At 73.3% G+C, this 21,139-nt stretch carries 21 protein-coding genes; 9 read left to right on the top strand and 12 right to left on the bottom strand.

Features of this window, described 5'->3' with window-relative positions:
* The first annotated feature begins 187 nt into the window (after positions 1–187).
* On the top strand, positions 188–1,003 hold the full coding sequence (locus ACH4MY_RS21725) for a phosphatase PAP2 family protein (RefSeq protein WP_398005360.1): 816 nt from the start codon (positions 188–190) through the stop codon (positions 1,001–1,003).
* A 141-nt stretch (positions 1,004–1,144) separates the two neighbouring features.
* Here ACH4MY_RS21725 and ACH4MY_RS21720 read toward each other — a convergent pair whose 3' ends face one another.
* The gene (locus ACH4MY_RS21720) at positions 1,145–1,360 is read right to left on the bottom strand and encodes an I78 family peptidase inhibitor (RefSeq protein ID WP_398005359.1); all 216 of its coding nucleotides are present in this window, start codon (positions 1,358–1,360) and stop codon (positions 1,145–1,147) included.
* A gap of 311 nt (positions 1,361–1,671) precedes the next feature.
* Between ACH4MY_RS21720 and ctaD the strand changes: the two genes are divergently transcribed.
* Complete coding sequence (ctaD, locus tag ACH4MY_RS21715; RefSeq protein ID WP_398005358.1) at positions 1,672–3,384, top strand: cytochrome c oxidase subunit I; 1,713 nt, start codon at positions 1,672–1,674, stop codon at positions 3,382–3,384.
* On the opposite strand, the gene ACH4MY_RS21710 is transcribed toward ctaD, so the two are convergent.
* The 4 genes from ACH4MY_RS21710 to ACH4MY_RS21695 form a co-directional block, all read right to left on the bottom strand.
* Positions 3,323–4,309, bottom strand: coding sequence for a helix-turn-helix transcriptional regulator (locus ACH4MY_RS21710; RefSeq protein WP_398005357.1), 987 nt, complete (start codon positions 4,307–4,309; stop codon positions 3,323–3,325). The genes ctaD and ACH4MY_RS21710 overlap by 62 nt on opposite strands.
* Before the next feature lie 81 nt (positions 4,310–4,390).
* The gene (locus ACH4MY_RS21705) at positions 4,391–5,665 is read right to left on the bottom strand and encodes a glycosyltransferase family 4 protein (RefSeq protein ID WP_398005356.1); all 1,275 of its coding nucleotides are present in this window, start codon (positions 5,663–5,665) and stop codon (positions 4,391–4,393) included.
* Positions 5,666–5,756: 91 nt separating this feature from the next.
* Positions 5,757–7,049, bottom strand: a complete 1,293-nt coding sequence (locus ACH4MY_RS21700; protein ID WP_398005355.1) for an ABC transporter substrate-binding protein — start codon at positions 7,047–7,049, stop codon at positions 5,757–5,759.
* Positions 7,027–7,554, bottom strand: coding sequence for a hypothetical protein (locus tag ACH4MY_RS21695; RefSeq protein WP_398005590.1), 528 nt, complete (start codon positions 7,552–7,554; stop codon positions 7,027–7,029). Before ACH4MY_RS21695 ends, ACH4MY_RS21700 begins: the two co-directional genes overlap by 23 nt.
* Positions 7,555–7,684: 130 nt before the next feature.
* Between ACH4MY_RS21695 and ACH4MY_RS21690 the strand changes: the two genes are divergently transcribed.
* The 3 genes from ACH4MY_RS21690 to ACH4MY_RS21680 are packed head-to-tail and all read left to right on the top strand — an operon-like array spanning position 7,685 to position 11,648.
* On the top strand, positions 7,685–8,101 hold the full coding sequence (locus tag ACH4MY_RS21690) for a hypothetical protein (protein WP_398005354.1): 417 nt from the start codon (positions 7,685–7,687) through the stop codon (positions 8,099–8,101).
* The gene (locus ACH4MY_RS21685; protein ID WP_398005353.1) at positions 8,101–10,893 is read left to right on the top strand and encodes an ATP-binding cassette domain-containing protein; all 2,793 of its coding nucleotides are present in this window, start codon (positions 8,101–8,103) and stop codon (positions 10,891–10,893) included. The genes ACH4MY_RS21690 and ACH4MY_RS21685 overlap by 1 nt, the downstream gene beginning before the upstream one ends.
* Entirely contained in the window at positions 10,890–11,648 is a 759-nt protein-coding gene (locus tag ACH4MY_RS21680) for an ATP-binding cassette domain-containing protein (protein ID WP_398005352.1), read from the top strand. The genes ACH4MY_RS21685 and ACH4MY_RS21680 overlap by 4 nt, the downstream gene beginning before the upstream one ends.
* Positions 11,649–11,669: 21 nt before the next feature.
* Here the strand turns inward: ACH4MY_RS21680 and ACH4MY_RS21675 are convergent, their stop codons facing one another.
* Positions 11,670–12,272 carry a transglycosylase family protein gene (locus tag ACH4MY_RS21675; RefSeq protein ID WP_398005351.1) on the bottom strand — a complete coding sequence of 201 codons (603 nt, stop codon included), beginning with the start codon at positions 12,270–12,272 and terminating at the stop codon, positions 11,670–11,672.
* Between the two features lie 216 nt (positions 12,273–12,488).
* On the opposite strand from ACH4MY_RS21675, the gene ACH4MY_RS21670 reads away from it, so the two are divergent.
* Positions 12,489–13,271, top strand: coding sequence for a hypothetical protein (locus ACH4MY_RS21670; RefSeq protein ID WP_398005350.1), 783 nt, complete (start codon positions 12,489–12,491; stop codon positions 13,269–13,271).
* Positions 13,272–13,880: 609 nt separating this feature from the next.
* Here ACH4MY_RS21670 and der read toward each other — a convergent pair.
* The 5 genes from der to aroH form a co-directional block, all read right to left on the bottom strand.
* Positions 13,881–15,329, bottom strand: a complete 1,449-nt coding sequence (der, locus tag ACH4MY_RS21665) for a ribosome biogenesis GTPase Der (RefSeq protein ID WP_398005349.1) — start codon at positions 15,327–15,329, stop codon at positions 13,881–13,883.
* Between the two features lie 70 nt (positions 15,330–15,399).
* Positions 15,400–15,987, bottom strand: a complete 588-nt coding sequence (locus ACH4MY_RS21660; protein WP_398005589.1) for a lysophospholipid acyltransferase family protein — start codon at positions 15,985–15,987, stop codon at positions 15,400–15,402.
* A 53-nt stretch (positions 15,988–16,040) separates the two neighbouring features.
* Complete coding sequence (cmk, locus tag ACH4MY_RS21655; protein ID WP_398005588.1) at positions 16,041–16,706, bottom strand: (d)CMP kinase; 666 nt, start codon at positions 16,704–16,706, stop codon at positions 16,041–16,043.
* A 204-nt stretch (positions 16,707–16,910) separates the two neighbouring features.
* Positions 16,911–17,999, bottom strand: a complete 1,089-nt coding sequence (locus tag ACH4MY_RS21650; protein ID WP_398005348.1) for a prephenate dehydrogenase — start codon at positions 17,997–17,999, stop codon at positions 16,911–16,913.
* The gene (gene aroH / locus ACH4MY_RS21645) at positions 17,996–18,358 is read right to left on the bottom strand and encodes a chorismate mutase (RefSeq protein WP_398005347.1); all 363 of its coding nucleotides are present in this window, start codon (positions 18,356–18,358) and stop codon (positions 17,996–17,998) included. Before aroH ends, ACH4MY_RS21650 begins: the two co-directional genes overlap by 4 nt.
* 347 nt (positions 18,359–18,705) lie before the next feature.
* On the opposite strand from aroH, the gene ACH4MY_RS21640 reads away from it, so the two are divergent.
* Genes ACH4MY_RS21640 through ACH4MY_RS21630 form a run of 3 tightly spaced genes read left to right on the top strand, consistent with a single transcriptional unit; the run spans position 18,706 to position 20,271 of the window.
* Positions 18,706–19,041: a DUF952 domain-containing protein gene (locus tag ACH4MY_RS21640; protein ID WP_398005346.1), complete on the top strand. Its 336-nt coding sequence runs from the start codon at positions 18,706–18,708 to the stop codon at positions 19,039–19,041.
* Positions 19,042–19,085: 44 nt separating this feature from the next.
* On the top strand, positions 19,086–19,571 hold the full coding sequence (locus tag ACH4MY_RS21635) for a Rieske 2Fe-2S domain-containing protein (RefSeq protein WP_398005345.1): 486 nt from the start codon (positions 19,086–19,088) through the stop codon (positions 19,569–19,571).
* Positions 19,572–19,581: 10 nt separating this feature from the next.
* Positions 19,582–20,271 carry a DNA polymerase beta superfamily protein gene (locus ACH4MY_RS21630; RefSeq protein WP_398005344.1) on the top strand — a complete coding sequence of 230 codons (690 nt, stop codon included), beginning with the start codon at positions 19,582–19,584 and terminating at the stop codon, positions 20,269–20,271.
* A 77-nt stretch (positions 20,272–20,348) separates the two neighbouring features.
* Here ACH4MY_RS21630 and ACH4MY_RS21625 read toward each other — a convergent pair whose 3' ends face one another.
* Complete coding sequence (locus tag ACH4MY_RS21625; RefSeq protein WP_398005343.1) at positions 20,349–21,137, bottom strand: DNA polymerase beta superfamily protein; 789 nt, start codon at positions 21,135–21,137, stop codon at positions 20,349–20,351.
* Between the last annotated feature and the right edge of the window lie 2 nt (positions 21,138–21,139).

The following is a 21,139-nucleotide window of genomic DNA, read 5'->3' as shown; positions in this document are numbered from 1 at the left end:
TCCGATTTCCCGACCGACGCCGGTAATAGGTCGGCCGCTGAGACCTACTCCACATCACATCAACATCACGAAGGGACCGGATCGACCGGCTCGGCTTCTCACTCCCTGTAACGTCGATTGGGTGCGTACCGACATCTTTGCCCGGCTGGACCGGGAGCCGGAACCGCCGAAGATAGAGGTCCCGCGGATGACCCGCACGCGTCTCGCCCTCTTCGGCGGGACGTCGGCGTTCTATCTCGTCATGGTCGTCGCCGTGCTGCTCTCGACGTGGCTGGTGACCCTCGACTGGAAGATCATGCTCTTCCGGCCCTACCAGCAGTGGCCGGAGATCCACGGCTTCCTCGACTACTACGTCGTCCTCGGTCAGCGCGGCCCCACGGCCGTCATGGTGGCCGCGTGGCTGGGCTGGCGCTCCTGGCGCCAGCACACCCTGCGGCCCCTGCTCTGCCTCGGCGCCGCCCTTCTGCTGCTCAACGTCTCGGTCGGCGCGGTCAAGCTCGGACTCGGCCGCCTCGGTCCCCACTACGCGACCCAGGTCGGCTCCGCCGAGCTCTTCGCGGGCGGCGACATATTCCCCTCGGGTCACACCGCGAACGCGGTCGTGACCTGGGGCATCCTCGCCTATCTGGCGACCACTCCGAGGGCCAGGCGCTATCTGTCGGCGCTCTCCGCCGTGGTCGCGCTCGGTGTCGGACTCACCACCGTCTACCTGGGCACCCACTGGCTGAGCGATGTGCTGCTGGGCTGGGCCGCCGGGCTCCTCGTGCTCCTGGCGCTGCCCTGGTGCGAGCCGGTCCTCGCCGTGGCGGAGTCGTGGATCCTCGCCGCACGCGACCGGGTCCGGGAGCGTCTGCGGGACCGTCGCCGTCTGGTGCCCTCGCTGCCCGTGGCCTCCGGCGGTCCGCGCCCGGGGTTCTTCCCGCCGCGTCCGGCCGGCTCCGAGGAGCCGGTGCGGGAGACCGTGGGAGTGGCCGGCGGCCGCGCCCCGGCGACCCGCAGCTGACCACGACGACACCCCTCCGCGCGTACGGAAAGGGCCCCGGCCGAGACGGCCGGGGCCCTTTCCGCGTCCTCGGGAACGACACGCGCCGGACTCGGCGCCGCGTGCTCCGGGCCGGGGTGCGGCGGGATCGAGTACGGCTCCTCAGCCGGTCCAGCAGCGGGTGACCGTGCCGTCCTCGACCTCGAAGTTGATGCGTCCGTGCAGGTACTCCATCGTGATGATCGAGCCCGGCGGCAGGGACCTGACGGTGCTCCAGCCCCGTGCCCTCGCGAGCTGTGCGGCGCCTTCCGCGTCCAGGCCCACATAGGACTCGGGGGTGTCGCGGGGCGGTTCGGGAGTGCGCGATGTGGGTGCCATGACCCTCACGTTAGTACCTTGGCGGTCACGCTTGTGTCACAAGTTCTCGACATATGTTTGCCATGCCCCCGGTCACCCGAAGGGCCGGTTTCCGGCCGTTTCTCCAGTAATTCCGGAGTACATCCAGCAGTTCACACGAAGAGACCGGAACTGCCGATAAGGCAGAGGCAATTCCCTCTTGCCGCACCGCCCGCCCCGAATTGTCTCGGCGACGCGCGCGCGAGCCGCTCACTCTTCCCTTACACAATGCTTACGCTGTCCGGACGCCCGGAGACGCGGAGCCGGGACGACGGCGAGGCGGAGGAACCGGGATGGGCAACGGGACAGCGACCGCGACCGTCGAAACGGCCCAGCAGCGGCACGGCCGGGTGCTGATCGACTGGCTCACCACGACCGACCACAAGAAGATCGGCCACCTCTATCTGGTGACCTCGTTCGTCTTCTTCCTGGTGGCCGGGCTCATGGCGATGCTGATGCGGGCCGAGCTGGCCCGCCCCGGACTCCAGCTGATCACGAACCAGGAGTTCAACGAGGCCTTCACCCTGCACGGCACGATCATGCTGCTGCTCTTCGCCACGCCCACCTTCGCCGGCTTCGCCAACGAGCTGGTGCCGCTCCAGATCGGCTCGCCCGACGTCGCCTTCCCCCGGCTGAACATGTTCTCGTACTGGCTGTTCCTCTTCGGTGGCCTGATGGTGATCGGCGCGCTGCTCACCCCGACCGGCCCGGCCGCCTTCGGCTGGACCGCCTACGCCCCGCTCAACAGCCTGGAGCGCTCCCCCGGCATCGGCGTCGACCTGTGGATCATGGGGCTCGCGCTCTCCGGCTTCGGCACCATCCTGACCTCGGTGAACTTCCTCGCGACCATCATCGGGATGCGGGCGCCGGGCATGACCATGTTCCGGATGCCGATCTTCACCTGGAACGTGCTCTTCACGACGATCCTGGTGCTCGTCGCCTTCCCCGTGCTCGCGGCGGCGCTGCTCGTCCTGGAGGCGGACCGGCGCCTCGGCTCCGTGGTCTTCCAGCCCGAGAACGGCGGGGCGCTGCTCTGGCAGCACCTCTTCTGGTTCTTCGGGCACCCCGAGGTCTACATCATCGCGCTGCCGTTCTTCGGGATCGTCAGCGAGATCATCCCCGTCTTCGCCCGCAAGCCGATCTTCGGGTACACGACCCTGATCGCCGCCACCATGGCCATCACCGGCCTGTCGGTGGTCGTCTGGGCCCACCACATGTTCGCGACGGGGGCGGTGCTGCTGCCGTTCTTCTCACTGCTGTCGTTCCTCATCGCCGTGCCCACCGGGGTGAAGTTCTTCAACTGGACCGGGACGATGCTGCGGGGCTCGCTCTCCTTCGAGACCCCGATGCTCTGGTCCGTCGGCTTCCTCGTGTCCTTTCTCTTCGGCGGCCTCACCGGGGTGATCCTCGCCTCGCCACCGATGGACTTCGCCGTCACCGACTCGTACTTCGTGGTCGCCCACTTCCACTACACGGTGTTCGGCACGGTCGTCTTCGCGACCTTCGCCGGCTTCTACTTCTGGTGGCCGAAGTTCACCGGCCGCATGCTCGACGAGCGGCTCGGAAAGATTCACTTCTGGGCGCTCTTCGTCGGCTTCCACCTGACCTTCCTGGTGCAGCACTGGCTCGGCGCCGAGGGCATGCCACGGCGGTACGCCGACTACCTGGAGGCGGACGGCTTCACCGCCCTCAACACCGTGTCGACCATCGGCGCCTTCCTGCTCGGCGCGTCCACCCTGCCGTTCCTCTACAACGTGTGGCGGACCGCCCTGTACGCGCCCGAGGTCGACGTGGACGACCCCTGGGGCTTCGGGCGCTCACTGGAGTGGGCGACCTCCTGCCCGCCGCCCCGGCACAACTTCGCCGCCGTGCCCCGGATCCGCTCCGAGTCGCCGGCCTTCGACCTGCACCACCCGGAGTTCGCCTCCTACGAGCGGACGCGGATCACGAGCCCTCCGCCGGAGCGCCGGCCGAGCGGTCGAGAGCCCGGGACAACAGATCTCTGAGCGCCCGCACCCGGTCGACCAGCTCCGGCGGGTCGAGCACCTCGAACTCGAAGCCGATCAGCGACACATGGATCACCATCACGTCGAGGCTGTGGGCGCCGGTGCGCAGCAGGCAGGTGTGCTCCCCCTCCGCCGTCAGGACGCCGTCGGCGGCGCCGACGGCCGCGGCGGCCTCGGCGAGCGGCACGTGCAGCCGGATCGTCGCCTCGGTGGCGTACGCGGCGGTGGACACCCCCTTCGACACATAGGCGGCCAGGTCCTCGGCGGGCGGCTGCCGCGGTGTGAAGCGGGGGCCGTGCGGGGGCGTCGGCACGATCCGGTCGGCCCGGAAGGTGCGCCAGTCGGCCCGGTCCACGTCCCAGGCGACCAGATACCAGCGGCGCTCGCTGCACACCAGGCGGTGCGGCTCCACGGTCCTGCGGGTGGTCGCCCCGCCGTGGTCGCGGTACTCGAAGCGCAGCCGCTCGGTGTCCCGGCAGGCGTTGGCGAGTTCGGTGAGCACGGCCGGGTCGATCCGCTCGCGCGGCGTGCGCAGCATCGGCACGGTGAAGGCGTTCAGGGCGCTCACCCGGCGCCGCAGCCGTCCGGGGAGCACCTGTTCCAGCTTGGCCAGGGCGCGTACGGAGCTCTCGCCGATGCCCTCGACGCCCTGCCCGGCGGCGGCGCGCAGGCCGACCGCGACGGCGACGGCCTCCTCGTCGTCGAGGAGCAGCGGCGGCAGTTCGGCGCCGGCGCCGAGCTGGTAGCCGCCGCCGGTCCCGGGGCTCGCGTTGACCGGGTATCCGAGTTCCCGGAGGCGGTCGACGTCCCGCCGGACGGTCCGGGACGTGACCCCGAGCCGTTCGGCGAGGTCGGCACCGGACCACTCACGGTGGGCCTGGAGCAGTGAGAGCAGGCGCAAGAGCCGTGCGGAGGTCTCCAACATGGCCCCGAGTCTGTCAGCCCTCGCGGACGACTTCTGTCCTCGATGCGAGGGCGGAAGGGACGAGTGATGTGCTCCGCCGTGTCAGCGGAGGCGGCGGACCAGCCGGCCCGCCTTCGCCTTCAGGGTGTAGACCGCGTCGACGGCCCGGCCGACCCCCCGGTGCAGGGTCACCCGGCCCCGGGGGTGGCCGCGCAGGCTCGCGCCCCGCTCGACGAGCTCCGTCCAGAGCGCCTCGTGCCGGGCGGCGATCCGGGCCGGGTCGAAGCGTTCGGAGGCGTCGAGCGCCGCCCGGGCCGTCTTGGCGCGCAGCTCGTCGTCCTCGACGAGCCGGCGGAGCGTCCGCGCGTACGCGGCGACGTCGTCGACCGGCACCAGGAACCCGTCGACCCCGTCCGCGATGATCTCGCGCGGCCCGTGCGGGCAGTCGGTGGAGACGACCGGGAGCCCGCAGCGCATCGCCTCGACGATGGTCATGCCGAAGGACTCGCTCCGCGAGGTCACGGCGGCGATCGAGCCCTTGGCCAGCTCCGGTTCCAGCGGGGTCACCGAACCCATGAGGAAGACCTGCTCGCCGAGCCCCCGCTCCTTGATCTGCCGGATCAGCGGTGCCTTCACGTCCTGGACCGCGTCGCCGGTGCCGTAGATCCGCAGTCTCCAGTCCGGGTGGTCGGCCGCCACCTCGGCGAAGGCGTCGATCAGCAGGTCGTACCGCTTGACCCGGGTCAGCCGGCCGGCCGCGACGACGGTCTTCGCCGCGGGGTCGGCGGGCGGCACCGAGGGCGCGGGCACGCTGTTGGGCACGGAATGGACGCGTACGCCGGGCAGCCCGAGCCTCCGATAGGCGCGGGCGTCCGCCTCGGTGACCGTCGTGACGGCGTCGAGGAGCGCGTACTCGTGGCCGATGTCCCGGCGCAGCCGGAAGGTGTGGCCGTCCAGTATCAGGTGCTCCTGGCCGACGAGGACCGGCCCGCGCCGGGCCTGCCGGGTGAGGTGCACATTGAGCCCGGGGCGGGTGCCGACGAGGACGTCGGCCTCCACGCCGCGCAGATGCTCCCCGATCCGGGTGTCGGTGAGCGCGCTGTACTGCTTCCATCGTCCGTCGCCGCGTGGGAAGACCTCGGCGGGGCGGTGGAAGTCGGGGTGGTCGCCGTCGTATCCGGGGCTGTCCTCGCGCAGGTCGACGAGGTGGCGCAGGGTCACCCCGGAGGGCAGGCCGAGGAGTGGGCGGTCGCGGTGGCGGAACACCGAGACGATCTCGACCTCGTGACGTTCCGCCAGTTCCTCGGCGAGGGTGAACGTCGTCCGGATCGTGCCGCCGTAGTGGTAGCCGTTGTGGAGCAGAAAGGAGATACGCATCGCGCTGCCGGTTCCCCCCGGTCAGTTGATCGGTCGCTCGACTGTACTGCCGAGCCCGGGCCGTCGCTCACGGGCGGTAGCCGGGCGGGGATCACGGGCGGTATCCGAGCTGGGGCACGGTCGCGCAGTTCTCCGTCATCTCGCCCTGGCTCACCCAGCCCCGGCCGTCCTGCCAACGGGCCACGGAGAGGCAGGCGTTACGGGTCGCGGGCGGTCGCGGCAGCCGTTCGTAGCGGACGGGGAGCAGCAGCCCCCGTGCGGTGTACGGCTCCGGACGGTTCATGAACCGCTCCACGCACGCGCGGGTCGGCCCGCCCTCGCCGAGGCAGGAGCGGGCGGCGTCGGTGAACCACATGGCCGCCGCCCACCCCTCCAGCTGCCACTGCGTCAGCGGCCGGTCGCCCATCGCCGTGCGGAACTCGCGGACCGCCGGATGCCCGGTGTCCTGGTGGTTGCGGGAGGAGCCGGTCACCCAGAGGGTGTCCCGGCAGCCGGGTGCGCGGGCGTAGTCGCGGGCGACGGACGAGGACCAGTTCTGCACATGGGTGACCTTGGCGTCGACGCGGACCCCGAGGGTCTCCATCGCCTCGCACAGGCGCACGTTGCCGTGGGTGTCCATGGCGTCGAAGAGGACGTCGACGTGCTGGGCCCGCAGATCGGCCGCGACCGCGCGGAAGTTGGGGAGCGCGAAGTCGACCTGCTCCTCGACGACCCGGTAGCCCTCGGCGCGCAGCCCCCGGACGACCAGCCGGGCGTACGCGGCGGACGCGGCCTGGTTGTAGGAGACGACGGCGGCGGTCCTCGCGCTCCGCTCGCGCGCGAACCACCGGTAGACCTCGGTGCCGCCGTACAGGACCCCGTCCCAGCCGGGTTCCTTCCCGGTGCGCGGGGCGGAGCTGCCGTAGATCCCGTAGAGGTGGGGGTAGGTGTCGTAGGCGGGGGTGAGGGGCTGGCCGCCGATGTCGGGGACGCCGGCGCGGGCGACGAGGGGTGCGCCGGCGTAGGTGAGGGCGGTGGTGGCGACGAGGGCGAAGACCCGGCGCTCGTCGATCAGCCGGTGCACGCACGCGTTGTTGCCGACGCCGCTGCCGCCGTCGTCGCAGGTCTCGACCTCGATCCGGCGCCCGTCGAGGCCGCCGCGCGCGTTGAGCGCGTCGAAGTAGGCGCGGGCTCCGTCGCGCGGTCCGGTGAAGGCCTGTCCGCCGACCGGGCTGGTGGCGCTGGTGATGATCCCGACGCGGAGCGGCTCACCGCCGGAGGGGTGGGCGGTGGGCCGCGTCTCGAAGGCGTGCTCCGGGAGCCGGCTGCCGCAGGCCGTGAGGAGAAGCAGCAGCAGGGCCAGGAGCAGCGCCGCTCCCGCCTCAGCAGCCCGGGACGGTGACACCGCTCAGCTCGACCAGGCCGCACAGGGTCTTCACGGAGACCTTCCAGGTGCCGTCCTGGAGGACGGAGGTGCCCTGGGCGTCGGGCAGGGCCGGGGCTCCGCCGACCAGCAGGTCGTACGTCACGTTCGCCCCGGTGGCGGAGGTGAACTCGACGCCGGTGACCTTCGCCGAGGTCGCCGCCGCGTTCTTGTCGCCGCCGAAGGCGCCGAGGACCGCCTGCATCCGCTCACCGTTCTCCAGCAGCTTCACCCGCTCGGCCGTGGGGGTCTTCGGGTCGAAGAACGCCGTCCAGTTCTCGGTGATCTCCGCCTGTGCCGCGGCCGGGTCGTCGGGCTCGTCGGCGGCCGGGGGCGCGGTCGCCGTGGCGGCCGGGGCCGATGTCTCGATGTCGGCCGAGCGGCCCTCGCCGTCGTCGGAGCAGGCGACGGCCGGCGCGAGCAGGAGGACGGCGGCGGCCGCGAGGGCGGCGAGCCGGGGGCGTCGGCCGAGTCGGGCGAAAGGCATCTGGTTCACCACCGGGTGTTCCTCCGGGCCGTGCGGTCCGATGCTTCCAGGGTGGGACGTATCGGTACATAGTGCAAGATCGAGACATAGGCCAGATGAACCGGCGGGAAAGTCGACGAGGGAGGCCGCTGTGCCGACATCCCGGATCCTGCTGTGGAGCGGCCTCTCCGCGGCCGCCGGAGGCGCGGTGCTCTGCGTGCTCGGCTGGTACGGGATCTCCGGCGAGCGGTTCGCCGAGCGGCAGCTGCCCTACCTGGCCTCGTGCACGGTTCCGGGGGCGGCGCTGATCGTGGCGGGCGCGGTGCTCGTCATGGCGGCGTACACGGTTCCCGTACGCCCCCCGGAGCCGCGGGCGGGCGGCCCGGAGGCCTCCGGCGCGACGGAGGAGACTCCCCCGCCCTCCTCCGACGGCCCCCCGCTCCGGGTCCCGGGCGGAACACTCGCGCACCGGCCGGACTGCCCGCTGGTCGCGGGCAAACCGGAGGCGGTGGAGGCGGGAGAGGCCGCCCTGGCCCCCTGCCCGGTCTGTGAGCCCTGGCCCCCCTGATGTCCTCCCTGACCTACGAACTGACGCTCGCCGGCCTCGCGGTCGGCAGCGCCGCCGCGCTCACCGGGATCGGCCTGGTCGTCACCTACCGGGCGACCGGCGTGCTGAATCTGGCGCACGGCGCCGTCGCCATGATCTGCGCGTACGTGCTGCGCCAGCTGGTGGTCGTCCGGGGGTGGCCGCTGCCGCTCGGGGCCCTCGTCACCCTCCTGGTGGTCGCCCCCGGCATCGGGCTCGTCCTGGACCGCGCGGTGTTCCGGCCCCTCGCGCGCCGGGGGGCGAACCCCGCACAGGCCCTGGTCGCCTCCATCGGCGTCTTCGTCCTGCTGGTGGGCACGGCGGTGCTCCTGTGGGGCCCGGGGGCGCGGGACGACGCCCCGGTGCTCCTCGGCGACGACCCCTGGGCGCAGCTCGGGGCGGTGGTGGCGCTCGCCTGCCTGGTGGGGGCGGTGACCCGGTGGACCCGGTTCGGGCGGGAGCTGCGGGCCGTGATCGACAACAGGCCGCTCGCGGTGCTCGCCGGGATCGACGCGGACCGGGTCGCGGCGGCCGGCTGGGCGTTCGGCTCGTTCACGGCCGGGCTCACCGGCGTGCTGCTCGCCCCCTACGTACGGCTCGACCCGTACGGGATGCCGCTGCTCGTCGTCGAGGTCGTCGCGGTCGCCGTCATCGCCCGGATGCGGTCCCTGCCGGTCGCCGTGGCGGCCGCGCTCGCGATCGGCGTCGCCCAGGCCCAGCTGACCCGGCTGCACCCCGGGGGCTGGGCCGCCCCGCTGCTCCAGGCCGTCGGGGCGAACCTGTTCGTGGTGGCGCTCCTGGTCGCGGCGCTCGTCCTGCCGGGGATCGGCGGCAAGGGCCGGGACGCGCTGCCGCCGCCGGTGCGCTCCGAGCCGCTGCCCGGGGGCGTGTGGCTCGTCGTGGGCATCCTGTTCCTCCTCCCGCTCGGCTTCGCGGGCTCCGACCTGCACACGGCGATCCAGGTCCCGGCCCTGTCGGTGATCCTGCTGTCCCTGGTCGTGGTGGCCGGCCGGGGCGGCCAGATCGCGCTGGGCCAGGCGGCGTACGCGGGCCTGGGCGCCCTGTTCACGGCGCTGCTCGCGGCGGGCGGGGTACCGGCCCTCCCGGCCCTCGGCCTCGCCGTGCCGCTGGTCGGCGCGGTGGGCCTGCTGACGGGCTGGCCGGCGATCCGCCGGCACGGTCTGGCGCTGGCGCTCGTGACGCTGGCGACCGGCGTCGCGGTGAGCCGCTTCGTCCTCACCCAGCCCTACGCGACGGCCGGCCTGTCCCTCGGCCGGCCGGCCGGCTTCACCGACGACCGCGCCTTCTACGCCCTCGAACTGCTCCTCCTCGCGGGCTGCCTGGCCCTGGTGGCGGCCCTCCGCCGGGGCCGCACGGGCCGGGCGCTCGCCGCGCTGCGGGACCACGAACCGGGGGCGGAGGCGGCGGGCGTCGCCGTCCCCCGCCTGAAGCTCCTCGCCTTCGTCCTGGGCGCGGCCCTGGCGGCCCTCGGCGGCGGCCTCCTCGGCATGGGGCTGCGGGCCTTCGACCCGGAGGCGTACGACCCGGTCCGCGGCCTGCTCTGGTTCGCGGCGGTCCTGGTCCTGGGCGCCGACAGCCTCCTCACCCCCCTGGCCGCGGCCGCGCTGCTGACCACTCTGGACGCGGGCCCCCACGCGGGCACGGCAGCCGCCGCCCTGGGCCTCCTGGCCGCCCTGACGGCACGCGTCCCCCCACTCACGACCTTGCTCCCCCGGACGAGGCCCCGGAGCCGGGGAGTCCGAAGCCGGCACCGACCACCCGCCCGGGAGGACACCGGCCGGACGGTCGACACGGGCCGGACGGTCGACACGGGGCCGTCGGTCGACGGCTCAGGCCGGACGATCGACACCGGCCCGCCGATCGACAGCACAGGCCGGGCGGGCGGCGCAGGCCCGCCGGAGGACACCGGTCCGTCGGCCGGGCCGGCTCCCGGCCTCCCCCCGTCGCCCGCCGACGGCGCCGCGCCCTCCACGGGGGAGCCCGCGCGTTCCCCTCTCGGCCGCACGGGTGGTGCGGCCGGCCGTCCCCGGCCGGCCGGTGACCGGACGGGTCCCCGCGCCGCCGCGCCCGGCGGTGCACCCGCACCGCCCACGGCGACCCCCGTCCCCCGCCTCCGCGCCCACGACCTCACCCTCACCTACCCCGGAGGGGTCACCGCCCTCGCCGGCATCACCCTCGACCTCTCCCCCTCCCGCGTCACCGCTCTCGTCGGGCCCAACGGCGCCGGCAAGTCCACCCTCTTCGACTGTCTCGCCGGAACCCTCCGCCCCCGCCGGGGCAGGATCACGCTCGACGGCACCGACATCACCGGCCGTTCCGCCCACGCCCGGACCCGGCTCGGCATCGCCCGGACCTTCCAGCGGCTCGCCGTCTTCCCCTCCCTCACCGTCGAGGAGAACGTCCGCCTCGGCGAGGAGCAGGGGCACGTCCGGAGCGACCCCGCCGCCGTGGAGCGGAGCCTGCGGCTGCTGGGCCTCGCCGGACCCGTACGGCACGAGACGGCGGCCGGCCTGCCGACCGGAACCCTGCGCCGGGTCGAACTGGCCCGGGCGCTCGCCGGACAGCCGCACACCCTGCTCCTGGACGAGCCCTCCGCCGGTCTCGACGCCGCCGAGACGGCCGCGCTCGCGCGGATCCTCGCCGCGCTGGCCGCCGACGGCCTGACCGTCCTCGTCGTGGAGCACGATCCGGATCTCGTCGCCGGGATCGCCCACACGGTGCACACCATGGAAGGCGGCCGGATCGTGTCATGAGCGTCGAGATCGCCCTGCGCGCCGCACGGGTCCGTTACGGCCCCCTGGAGGCCCTGCACGGCCTGGACCTGCCCGTCCCGGCCGGTACGGTCACCGTTCTGCTCGGCCGCAACGGCTCGGGGCGTACGACGGCCCTGCGCGCCCTGGCCGGCACCGTACGGCTCTCGGCGGGCCGGGTCCTGTGGCGGGGCTCGGACGCGACCCGGCTGTCGGCCCACGAACGGGCACGCCGGGGGCTGTGCTTCGTACCGGTCCTGGAGGCGGTGTACGCGACCCTCACCGTCGCCGAGAACCTGGCCCTCGCCGCCACTGGAGGCCCGGCCCGGCGATCCGCCCCCGGAGGCCCGGCACGGCGATCCGCCGCCCCCGACGGCGCGGCCCGGCGACTCCACGTCCCCGGAGCCGCGACGCCCGACACCGCGACCCCGCCGCCGTACCCCGAACTCGTCCCTCTCCTGGACAGGCCCGCCGGAACCCTCTCCGGTGGGGAGCGCCGCATGCTGGCCCTCTCCCGGGCCTTTCTCGCGGCACGCGCGCGCGTGGTGCTGGTCGACGAGCCCTCGCTCGGTCTGGCCCCGCCGGTCGCGGCCCGTACGTACCGGTGGCTCACGGCGCTCGCCGTGGAGGGCGGCGCGGCCGTGGTCCTGGCGGAGCAGCGCGTCCCGGACGGCCTGCCCCGGGGGTCGCTGGTGCACGAGCTGCGGCGCGGCTCCCTCGTGTTCAGCGGGGAGCCGGCCGAGCTGGCCCGCCGATGACCGGGACCGGGTCCGGAAGGGTCAGAGCGGCGCGATCCGCAGCATCGTCCCCACGACGACCCGGTTCGGGTCCGCCCCGATCAGGCTCCGGTTCGCCGCGTACAGCGCCCGCCAGCCGCCCTTGATCCCGAAGCGATGGGCGATGGAGCTGAGGGTGTCGCCGCGCTGGACGGTGTGGACGCGCCCGCTCAGGCCGTACCGCTTGGAGCAGACGGGCCAGGCCCCCCACCCCTGGGTGCGGAGCACCTCCTCCGCGACGGTGATCTGCTGCGGCCGGGTCGCCAGGTCGGCGCGCGGGGCGTACTTCAGTCCGCCGTGCTCGACCCAGGTGGGGTGCCAGAACTGGAGTCCGCCGTAGAAGCCGTTGCCGGTGTTGACGTGCCAGCGGCCGCTGCTCTCGCACTCGGCGACGCAGCCCCACGGCCACTGGTCCTCGGCACAGGCGTACGAGGGCACGGCGGCGGCCGCGCGGAGCCTGTCGGACACGTTCCGGAGCACGGTGGCCGTGTCCCGGGAGCCGCCGGGGACGTCCCGGGCCTGGGCGGGTGCCGGGACCAGGGTCAGCAGCGCGGCCGCGGACGCCACCACGAGGGAACCGGTCGTCCAAAATCGGATCTTCGACATCGGGGCAGGCTAGGCAGCGTCCCGACACCCCCGGCCCGTGCCGCGCGGAACACTGTTCACACCCCACCCGGTCGGAGTCACCCGCCCCTCCGCACGAGCCGGTGGCAACTTGCCTCGCTTCCGCGCGTGACCCCGGCCGAGCCTGACCCGTTGAACTCGGCATGGACGACCGGGAACGGCCCGGCGTTCCCCCGTACCGAGTCCAGGGAGCCCCCCGTGCCGCGCATGCTCGACGTCAGCGAGGACGTACGCGCCGAGATCGGCGACGAAGAAGCGGACCGGCTGCTCGCCGGCGACAACGCCCCGGGCAGCTACGACTGCACCTCCTGCCGCACGCCGGGGGACTCCGAGCAGGAGCGCACCAGCACGGTGCTGTTCGTCGGCGACGAGACCGCGGTCCTCGCGTTCGCCCACGCCAGCTGCATTCCGTCGCAGGTCGTCCGGGTCGCCGAGGAGCAGCTCCAGGGCGCCGTCGCCTCCATCACGGCCTCGGACACCGCCGACGCGCTGTCCGCCGCCCACCCCGAGCAGGCCGTGCTCGGGGTCACCAGCGGTCTCGTCCTGATCGAGGGCGAGCTGCACCCGGCGCTGGTCGTGGAGCCGACCGCCCCGGTGGCCCGTCCGGGTTCGGACGGCCTCACCGACGAGTTCCTGCCGCTCCTGGCCGACCAGGGCTTCCAGCAGGTCATGGACCTCGACGAGCGGCCCGCGGTGCTGCCGGGCTGGTCGGTCCTGGTCGCCATGGGCCAGCTGCACTCCGTGCTCCAGCCGGGTCCCGGCGGCGCCGGGCAGGCCGCCTGGTGGCAGGCCCACCAGCCGCTCCAGGTCACCGAGGGCTGGCGCGCGGCGGCCAACAAGTCGCACACGGTGCTGGTCTTCGCCGCCCCGGTGGGCTCGATCGGCCAGCAGCCGCGCGAGGACCTGCTGCGGGACGCGCTGGAGAAGGCCGCGGCGAACGGGCGTCTGGTCGCCGCCGCGATGCCGCTGGCCGGTACCTGATGGACGACGTCCGGCCGGGCATAGGGTGGGCGCGGGTCTCCGGCGTACCGAAGGGGCCGACGGGCTCCGCGGGTCCGGGGGTCCCGGCCGTTCCGCGTCCCCGGCGGGCGCCCCATTCGGAGAGCCGCCCGCATCCGACGGGCGGCGGGGTCGTTGGCACCTACGTGCACGCATACGACCCCTTCCCCCAGCCGTATCCGAGTCAGATCCCTTCGATGCGCCCGGCGCAGGACGTCGCGGCGGGGCCTTCGCCCACGCCGATCTACGACGCCCTGTACTCGGAGTACCGCAGGTCGTTCCGCACGCTGCCGGGTGACCGCAGCGGCGAGGAGGGGCTGAGCTTCCGGGCCTTCGGTACGGCGGTGAGCACGGGCGTGTACGGACATGGGCAGGGACACCGTCACACGTCGGCGTATCCGACGGCGTGGTCGGCGCAGCACTCATCCCCCACGCATACGCAGGCGGCGCTGCCACCGGGCCCCCGCAGGGGCTTCTGACGGCATCACCGGGGGAACGGCGGAGGGCCGGGGCGCGATCGCCCCGGCCCTCCGCCGTTCCCGTCCCGGGGTGTCGCCCCGAGGTCCTGCCCGAGGTCTCACCCCATGGGGGTTACTTCTTGCGGCTGCGCTTCTCGCGCACACGCACCGAGATGTGGATCGGGGTGCCCTCGAAGCCGAACTCCTCACGAAGGCGGCGCTCGATGAAGCGGCGGTAGCCGGCCTCCAGGAAGCCCGAGGCGAAGAGCACGAACCGGGGCGGCTTGGTGCCCGCCTGCGTACCGAAGAGGATGCGGGGCTGCTTGCCGCCGCGGATCGGGTGCGGGTGGGCCGCGACGATCTCACCGAGGAAGGCGTTGAGCCGGCCGGTGGGGACGCGGGTCTCCCAGCCGGCGAGGGCGGTCTCGATCGCCGGGACCAGCTTCTCCATGTGGCGGCCGGTCTTGGCCGAGACGTTGACCCGGGGCGCCCAGGCGACCTGCTGCATCTCGGTCTCGATCTCGCGCTCGAGGTAGTAGCGGCGCTCCTCGTCGAGCTCGTCCCACTTGTTGTAGGCGATGACGATGGCACGGCCCGACTCGACCGCCGTCGTGATGATGCGCTGGTCCTGGACCGAGATGTTGTCGGTGGTGTCGATGAGGATGACGGCCACCTCCGCCTTCTCGATGGCGGCCGCGGTCCGCAGGGAGGCGTAGTAGTCCGCGCCCTCCTGGAGGTGGACCTTCTTGCGGATGCCCGCGGTGTCGACGAACTTCCACGTCACACCGCCGAGCTCGATGAGCTCGTCGACCGGGTCGCGGGTGGTGCCGGCCAGCTCGTTGACGACCACCCGGTCCTCGCCCGCCACCTTGTTGAGCAGGGAGGACTTGCCGACGTTCGGACGGCCGATGAGGGCGATGCGGCGCGGGCCGCCGACCGCGTTGCCGAAGCGCTGCTCGGGGGCCTCGGGCAGCGCCTTCAGGACCTCGTCGAGGAGGTCACCGGTGCCGCGGCCGTGCAGCGAGGAGACGGGGAACGGCTCGCCGAGGCCCAGGGACCAGAGCGTGGTGGCGTCGGCCTCGCCGGACTGTCCGTCGACCTTGTTCGCGGCGAGGACGACCGGCTTCCCGGAGCGGCGGAGCAGCTTGACGACGGCCTCGTCGGTGTCGGTGGCGCCGACGGTGGCGTCCACGACGAAGAGACAGGCGTCGGCGGCGTCGATGGCGTACTCGGCCTGGGCGGCGACGGAGGCGTCGATGCCGAGGACGTCCTGCTCCCAGCCGCCGGTGTCGACGACCTTGAAGCGGCGCCCGGCCCATTCGGCCTCGTAGGTGACGCGGTCGCGGGTGACACCCGGCTTGTCCTCGACGACGGCCTCGCGGCGGCCGATGATGCGGTTCACCAGGGTCGACTTGCCGACGTTCGGACGGCCGACGACGGCGAGGACGGGAAGCGGGCCGTGGCCGGCCTCCTCGATCGCGCCCTCGACCTCTTCGACGTCGAAGCCCTCTTCGGAGGCGAGCTCCATGAACTCCGCGTACTCGGCGTCGCCAAGTGCCCCGTGGTCGTGCTGGTCGTTCATGAAGTCCGTTCCTTGATCATTCGTGGTCGGTGGGTCCCCGGGCCGCGGGGCCCACTACTGAGAGTCTCGCTCAGCGCCCGGTGAGGCGCCTGGCGTTTTCCAGGTGGTCGGTGAGCTTCCCCTGGATTCGTACGGTGGCCTCGTCCAGTGCCTTGCGGGTGCGACGGCCGGAGCCGTCCCCCGCGTCGAAGGCGTCACCGAAGACGACGTCGACACGGCCGCGCAGCGGAGGCAGTGCCTTCACCAACCGTCCGCGGCGCTCGGTGCTTCCCAGGACGGCGACCGGGACGATCGGCGCGCCGCTGCGGAGGGCGAAGTACGCCAGGCCCGCGCGGAGCGAGGCGAAGTCGCCGTCGCCCCGGGTGCCCTCGGGGAAGATTCCGAGGACGCCGCCCTGGTCCAGGACGCCCAGGGCGTCGCCTATGGCCTTGCGGTCGGTGCCGTGGCGGTCCACCTTGACCTGCCCGATGCCCTCCAGGAAGCTGCCGAGCGGTCCGACGAACGCCTCCTTCTTGATCAGGAAGTGCACGGGACGCGGGGCGGTGCCCATGAGCATGGGGCCGTCGATGTTGTGCGCGTGGTTGACGGCGAGGATGACGGGGCCGGAGGCCGGCATCCGCCAGGCTCCGAGGACGCGCGGCTTCCAGAAGCCGTACATCAGCCCGATGCCGATGCGTCTGCCGACGGCGGCGCCCCTCCCTGAGGGCAGGGTCACTTCGCGGCCGTCCTCTTCTCGTCCACCAGGGTGACGACGCACTCGATGACCTGGTCGAGGGTGAGCTCGGTCGTGTCGACCTCGACGGCGTCGTCGGCCTTGGCCAGCGGGGAGGTCTTGCGGCTGGAGTCGGCCGCGTCCCGCTTGATCAGGGCTTCCTTCGTCGCGTGCACGTCGACGCCCTTGAGCTCGCCGGAGCGGCGGGCGGCGCGGGCCTCGGGCGAGGCGGTGAGGAAGATCTTCAGGTCGGCGTCGGGGAGGACGGTGGTGCCGATGTCCCGGCCCTCGACGACGATGCCGTACTCGGCGCCCTTGGCGATGCTCCGCTGGAGCTCGGTGATGAGCGCCCGCACCTCGGGGACGGCGCTGACGGCGCTGACCTTGGAGGTGACCTCTTCGGTACGGATGGGGCCGGCGGCGTCGGCGCCGTCGACGGTGATGGTGGGCCGGGCCGGGTCGGTGCCGGAGACGATGACCGGCTTGGCGGCGGCGTTGGCGACGGCCTCGGCGTCGTGGACGTCCACCCCGTTGCTGATCATCCACCAGGTGATCGCCCGGTACTGGGCGCCGGTGTCGAGGTAGCTCAGCCCCAGCTTGGCGGCGACCGCCTTCGAGGTGCTGGACTTGCCCGTGCCGGAGGGCCCGTCGATGGCGACGATCACGGATTCCACGGTGGGAACACCTTCCTGGGTGAGTGGCGGGACCCGGCGGAGATGCAGGGGGCCTCCCCAAGGTTACCGAGTCCCACGCACCCGTTCGGCCCAGCCCGTGCCGGGGCCGCTCCCGGAGGGCCGGGAGCGGACCTCGCCGACCACTCGGGCCCCGTCCGCGGCACGGGTCCCGCCCGCCACGGGGCCCGTCCGCCGTCAGCTCGTACGCAGCGCCCAGCCCCGCTCCTGGAGGGCGGCGCCGAGGACCTGGGCCGCCGAGGGCTCCACCATGAGCTGGACCAGACCCGCCTGCTGGCCGGTCGCGTGCTCGATGCGGACGTCCTCGACGTTGACCCCCGCGCGGCCCGCGTCGGCGAAGATGCGGGCGAGCTCACCCGGCCGGTCGCTGATGAGGACGGCGACGGTCTCATAGGCGGTGGGCGCGGCGCCGTGCTTGCCGGGGACGCGGGAGCGGCCGGCGTTGCCGCGGCGCAGGACGTCCTCGACGCCCGAGGCGCCGTCGCGGCGCTCGTCCTCGTCGGCGGACTGCAGGGAGCGCAGGGCGCGGACGGTCTCGTCGAGGTCGGCGGCGACGCCCGCGAGGACGTCGGCGACGGGGCCCGGGTTGGCGGAGAGGATCTCCACCCACATGCGCGGGTCGGAGGCGGCGATCCGGGTGACGTCCCGGATGCCCTGTCCGCAGAGCCGTACGGCCGACTCGTCGGCCTCCTCCAGGCGTGCGGCGACCATCGACGAGACGAGCTGCGGGGTGTGGGAGACCAGGGCGACCGCCCGGTCGTGGGCGTCGGCGTCCATGACCACGGGGACGGCCCTGCAGAGTGCGACGAGCTCCAGGGCGAGGTTCAGGACCTCGGTGTCGGTGTCGCGGGTCGGGGTGAGGACCCAGGGCCGTCCCTCGAAGAGGTCGGCGGTCGCCGCGAGCGGGCCCGAACGTTCCTTGCCGGACATGGGGTGCGAGCCGATGTACGCGGTGAGGTCGAGGCCCCGCGCCTCGAGCTCCCGCTTCGGCCCGCCCTTGACGCTGGCCACGTCCAGGTAGCCGCGGCCGAGTCCGGCGGTCATGGCCTCGTCGAGGGTGGCTGCCACGTGCGCGGGGGGTACGGCGACGACGACGAGGTCCACCGGCCCTTCGGGCGCCTCGTCGGTGCCCGCGCCGAGCGCGGCGGCCGTGCGGGCGCGCTCCGGGTCGTGGTCCCGGAGGTGGACGGTGACGCCCCGGCCCGCGAGGGCGATCGCGGCGGAGGTGCCGATCAGTCCGGTGCCGATGACGAGGGCTGTTCTCACTGGGCGATGTCCTTGCGCAGGGCGGCCGCGGCGCCGAGGTAGACGTGCGCGATCCGGGACTTGGGCAGTTCGGTCTCGACGTGGGCGAGCAGCCGGACGACCCTCGGCATGGCGCCCTCGATGTCGAGCTCCTGTGCGCAGATCAGGGGTACGTCGACGATCCCGATGTGCCGGGCCGCGGCGGCGGGGAAGTCGCTGTGCAGATCGGGCGTGGCCGTGAACCAGATGCTGATGAGGTCGTCGGCGGTGAGCCCGTTGCGCTCCAGGACCGCGGTGAGGAGCTCCTCGACCTGCTCGCGCATGTGTCCGGCCTCGTCCCGCTCCAGCTGGACGGCGCCTCGGACCGCTCGTACCGCCACGTCGTGCTCCTTCGCCTGCGTCAGTGCTCCGTTCAGCCTAGTCAGCGGTGGGGCCGGGGCGTCGCGGCGCCCGCCCTCCGAGACGGAGGAGCGTCGCGGCCCCTGCCTGGACGGCCCCGGGGCCGTCAGAGCCGCTGTCGGCGGATGACGTCCTCCGGGGAGCCCTGGGGCACCGATCCGGTGGGGGTCGGCCTGTCGACGGCCCGCGGCAGCGAGCCGAGGTCGTTTCCCGCCGTGGTCCTGCCTTTCGTCCGGTTCGGAACAGGCCCAATGTCACCCGGACCGGGACACTCCGCCACTCGGGGTACCCGCCCGGTCCGCCGCCCCCGCGGGGTAGAACTGTCGGCATGTTGCTGCACGTCGTACCGCTGGCCGACTGGTCGGCCGCTCCGGACGCCCCCTACGCCCCGCCGTCCCTCGCCGCCGAGGGCTTCGTCCACTGCTCGCCGGACGAGGCCGCGGCCCTCGTGATCGCCGACGCCCGCTACCGGGACGTGGCCGGCCCGCTCCTCGTACTCGTGATCGACGAGGACCGGCTGGGCGGGGAGGTCCGCTGGGAGGGTTCGGGGGAGACGCTCTTCCCCCATGTGTACGGGCCGGTCGAGCGGGAGGCGGTGACCTCGGTCCTGGAGGTACGGCGGGACGCGGACGGCCGTGCGAGGGAGCTGACCGCCCGGGCGTAGGCGTGTTGCGGGACCCGGCGGGGGCTCGGCGCCAAGCTGGCGGCATGACTTCACGCGCCACGACTCGCCGTACCGTCCTGCTCGCCTCCACCGCGGCCCTGACGACGGGCTGCGGCTCGGACGACGGGGGCGACGGGGGTACGGCCACCAGCGCCCCGGCCGCCCCGAGCACCCCCGGCACGAGTGCTCCGGCGGCCACGGTCACCACGAGTGCGGCTCCGAGCCCCACTCCGTCCCCCACCGGGACGGCCCTGGCCAAGACCTCCGACATCCCGGTCGGCGGCGGCACGGTCTTCGACAAGGAGAAGGTGGTCGTCACCCAGCCCACGGCCGGTGAGTTCAAGGCGTTCTCGGCCGTCTGCACCCATCAGGGCTGTCTGGTGAACAAGGTCGCGGACGGCACCATCGACTGCCCCTGTCACGGCTCCAAGTACCGCATCACCGACGCCGCCGTGGTCGCGGGACCGGCTCCCCGCCCCCTCCCTGCGGAGCGGATCACCGTCTCGGGGGACTCGATCATCCTCACGTAGCCTGACCCGCATGACTCCGGACGAGCTGGTGCGCGCACACACGATCTACTCCTGTGTCATGGGCTCGCGCGCCTTCGGACTCGCGACCGAGGGCAGCGACACGGACGTCCGGGGCGTGTACCTCGCCCCGACGCCGTTGTTCTGGCACTTCGACAAGCCCCCCGCGCATGTGGAGGGGCCGGGCGAGGAGCAGTTCAGCTGGGAGCTGGAACGGTTCTGCGAGCTGGCCCTGCGCAACAACCCGAACGTCCTGGAGTGTCTCCACTCCCCCGTCGTCGAGCACATCGACGACCTCGGCCGCGAACTGCTCTCGCTGCGCGACGCCTTCCTCTCCCGGCAGGCCCACCAGACCTTCGTCCGGTACGCGGGCGGCCAGCGCCGCAAGCTCGACGCGGACGTCCGCCAGTACGGCCACCCCCGTTGGAAGCACGCCATGCACCTGCTGCGGCTCCTGACCAGCTGCCGCGACCTGCTGCGCTCGGGCGAGCTCCGGATCGACGTCGGCGAGGACCGCGAGCGGCTGCTCGCGGTCAAGCGCGGCGAGGTGTCCTGGACCGAGGTGGAGTCCTGGATGAACCGGCTCCAGGAGGAGGCCGACCGCGCCCTCGACACGACCCCGCTCCCGGCCGCCCCGGACCACGCGCGCGTGCAGGACTTCCTGATCCGCGCGCGGCGCACCTCGGCGCTCGACGTCCTCTAGGCGTCCTGTCCGACGCTCGTCGCACTCCGGGGCCCACCCGGCGCTCGGGTGGCTCCCAAGCACCCGTCCGGCAGCGCCTAGGGAGCGCTCAGCCGCGCCCGTACGACCAGATCGTGCAGCAGGTCGTGGGCGCGTGCCGTCGACTCCCCGAGACCGGACGCGGCCTGGGCCTCGTCGAGCACCCCGTGCAGGGCCTCGACCTCGGCCCGTACGTCCTCGACGGGCACCTCCGCGAGACCGTGCTCGGCCGCGGCCTTCGCCGCGACGAGGTCCGGCAGCCGGGCGGGTGCCTCGGCCACCTCCTCGACCAGTGTCGGCAGATGGGCCTGCACCTCGCCCGCGCGCATGAGGTGGACGCCGGTGAGCAGCGCCCGGTAGGCGTAGAGCAGCGGCTTCAGCTCGCCGCTGCTCTCGAAGAGCCGCCACTGCGTCCCGGCGAAGCCCCGGTAGTGGTGGGCGTGGTGATGGGTGAGCACCTCGGGCACGAGCGAGACCAGTTCCGCGTGGGTCTCCGTGGTGTGCGCGACGAGCGGGGAGGTGAGCTGCTCCAGGACATAGCCGTTGCGGCGCAGCATCAGCCGGACGAACTTCCGCAGGTCGTGCGTGACGAGGTCCATCTCGACGCCGTCCCGGTCCCACATCCGGCTGCGGGTCTCCTCCGGCTCGCGCAGCCCGATCAGCGCGTCCACGGGCAGCAGGTGCGCCCCGCGCAGGTCCACGTCCGAGTCGCGGGACGGGAATCCGTACAGGTGCGCGCCGGAGACCGTCGCGAAGAGCAGGGGGTCGGGCTGTTCGGACACGACGGCGCCGAGGTCGGCGTCGAGGGCGGAACCGGCGGTCCCGGCGGAGTCGAGGGAGAGCGTCATGG

Source organism: Streptomyces sp. NPDC017246 (assembly GCF_044331325.1).
Lineage (GTDB): Bacteria > Actinomycetota > Actinomycetes > Streptomycetales > Streptomycetaceae > Streptomyces.
The sequence above is the reverse complement of the archived record's forward strand: the minus strand, read 5'-3'. Positions and strand labels throughout refer to the sequence as shown.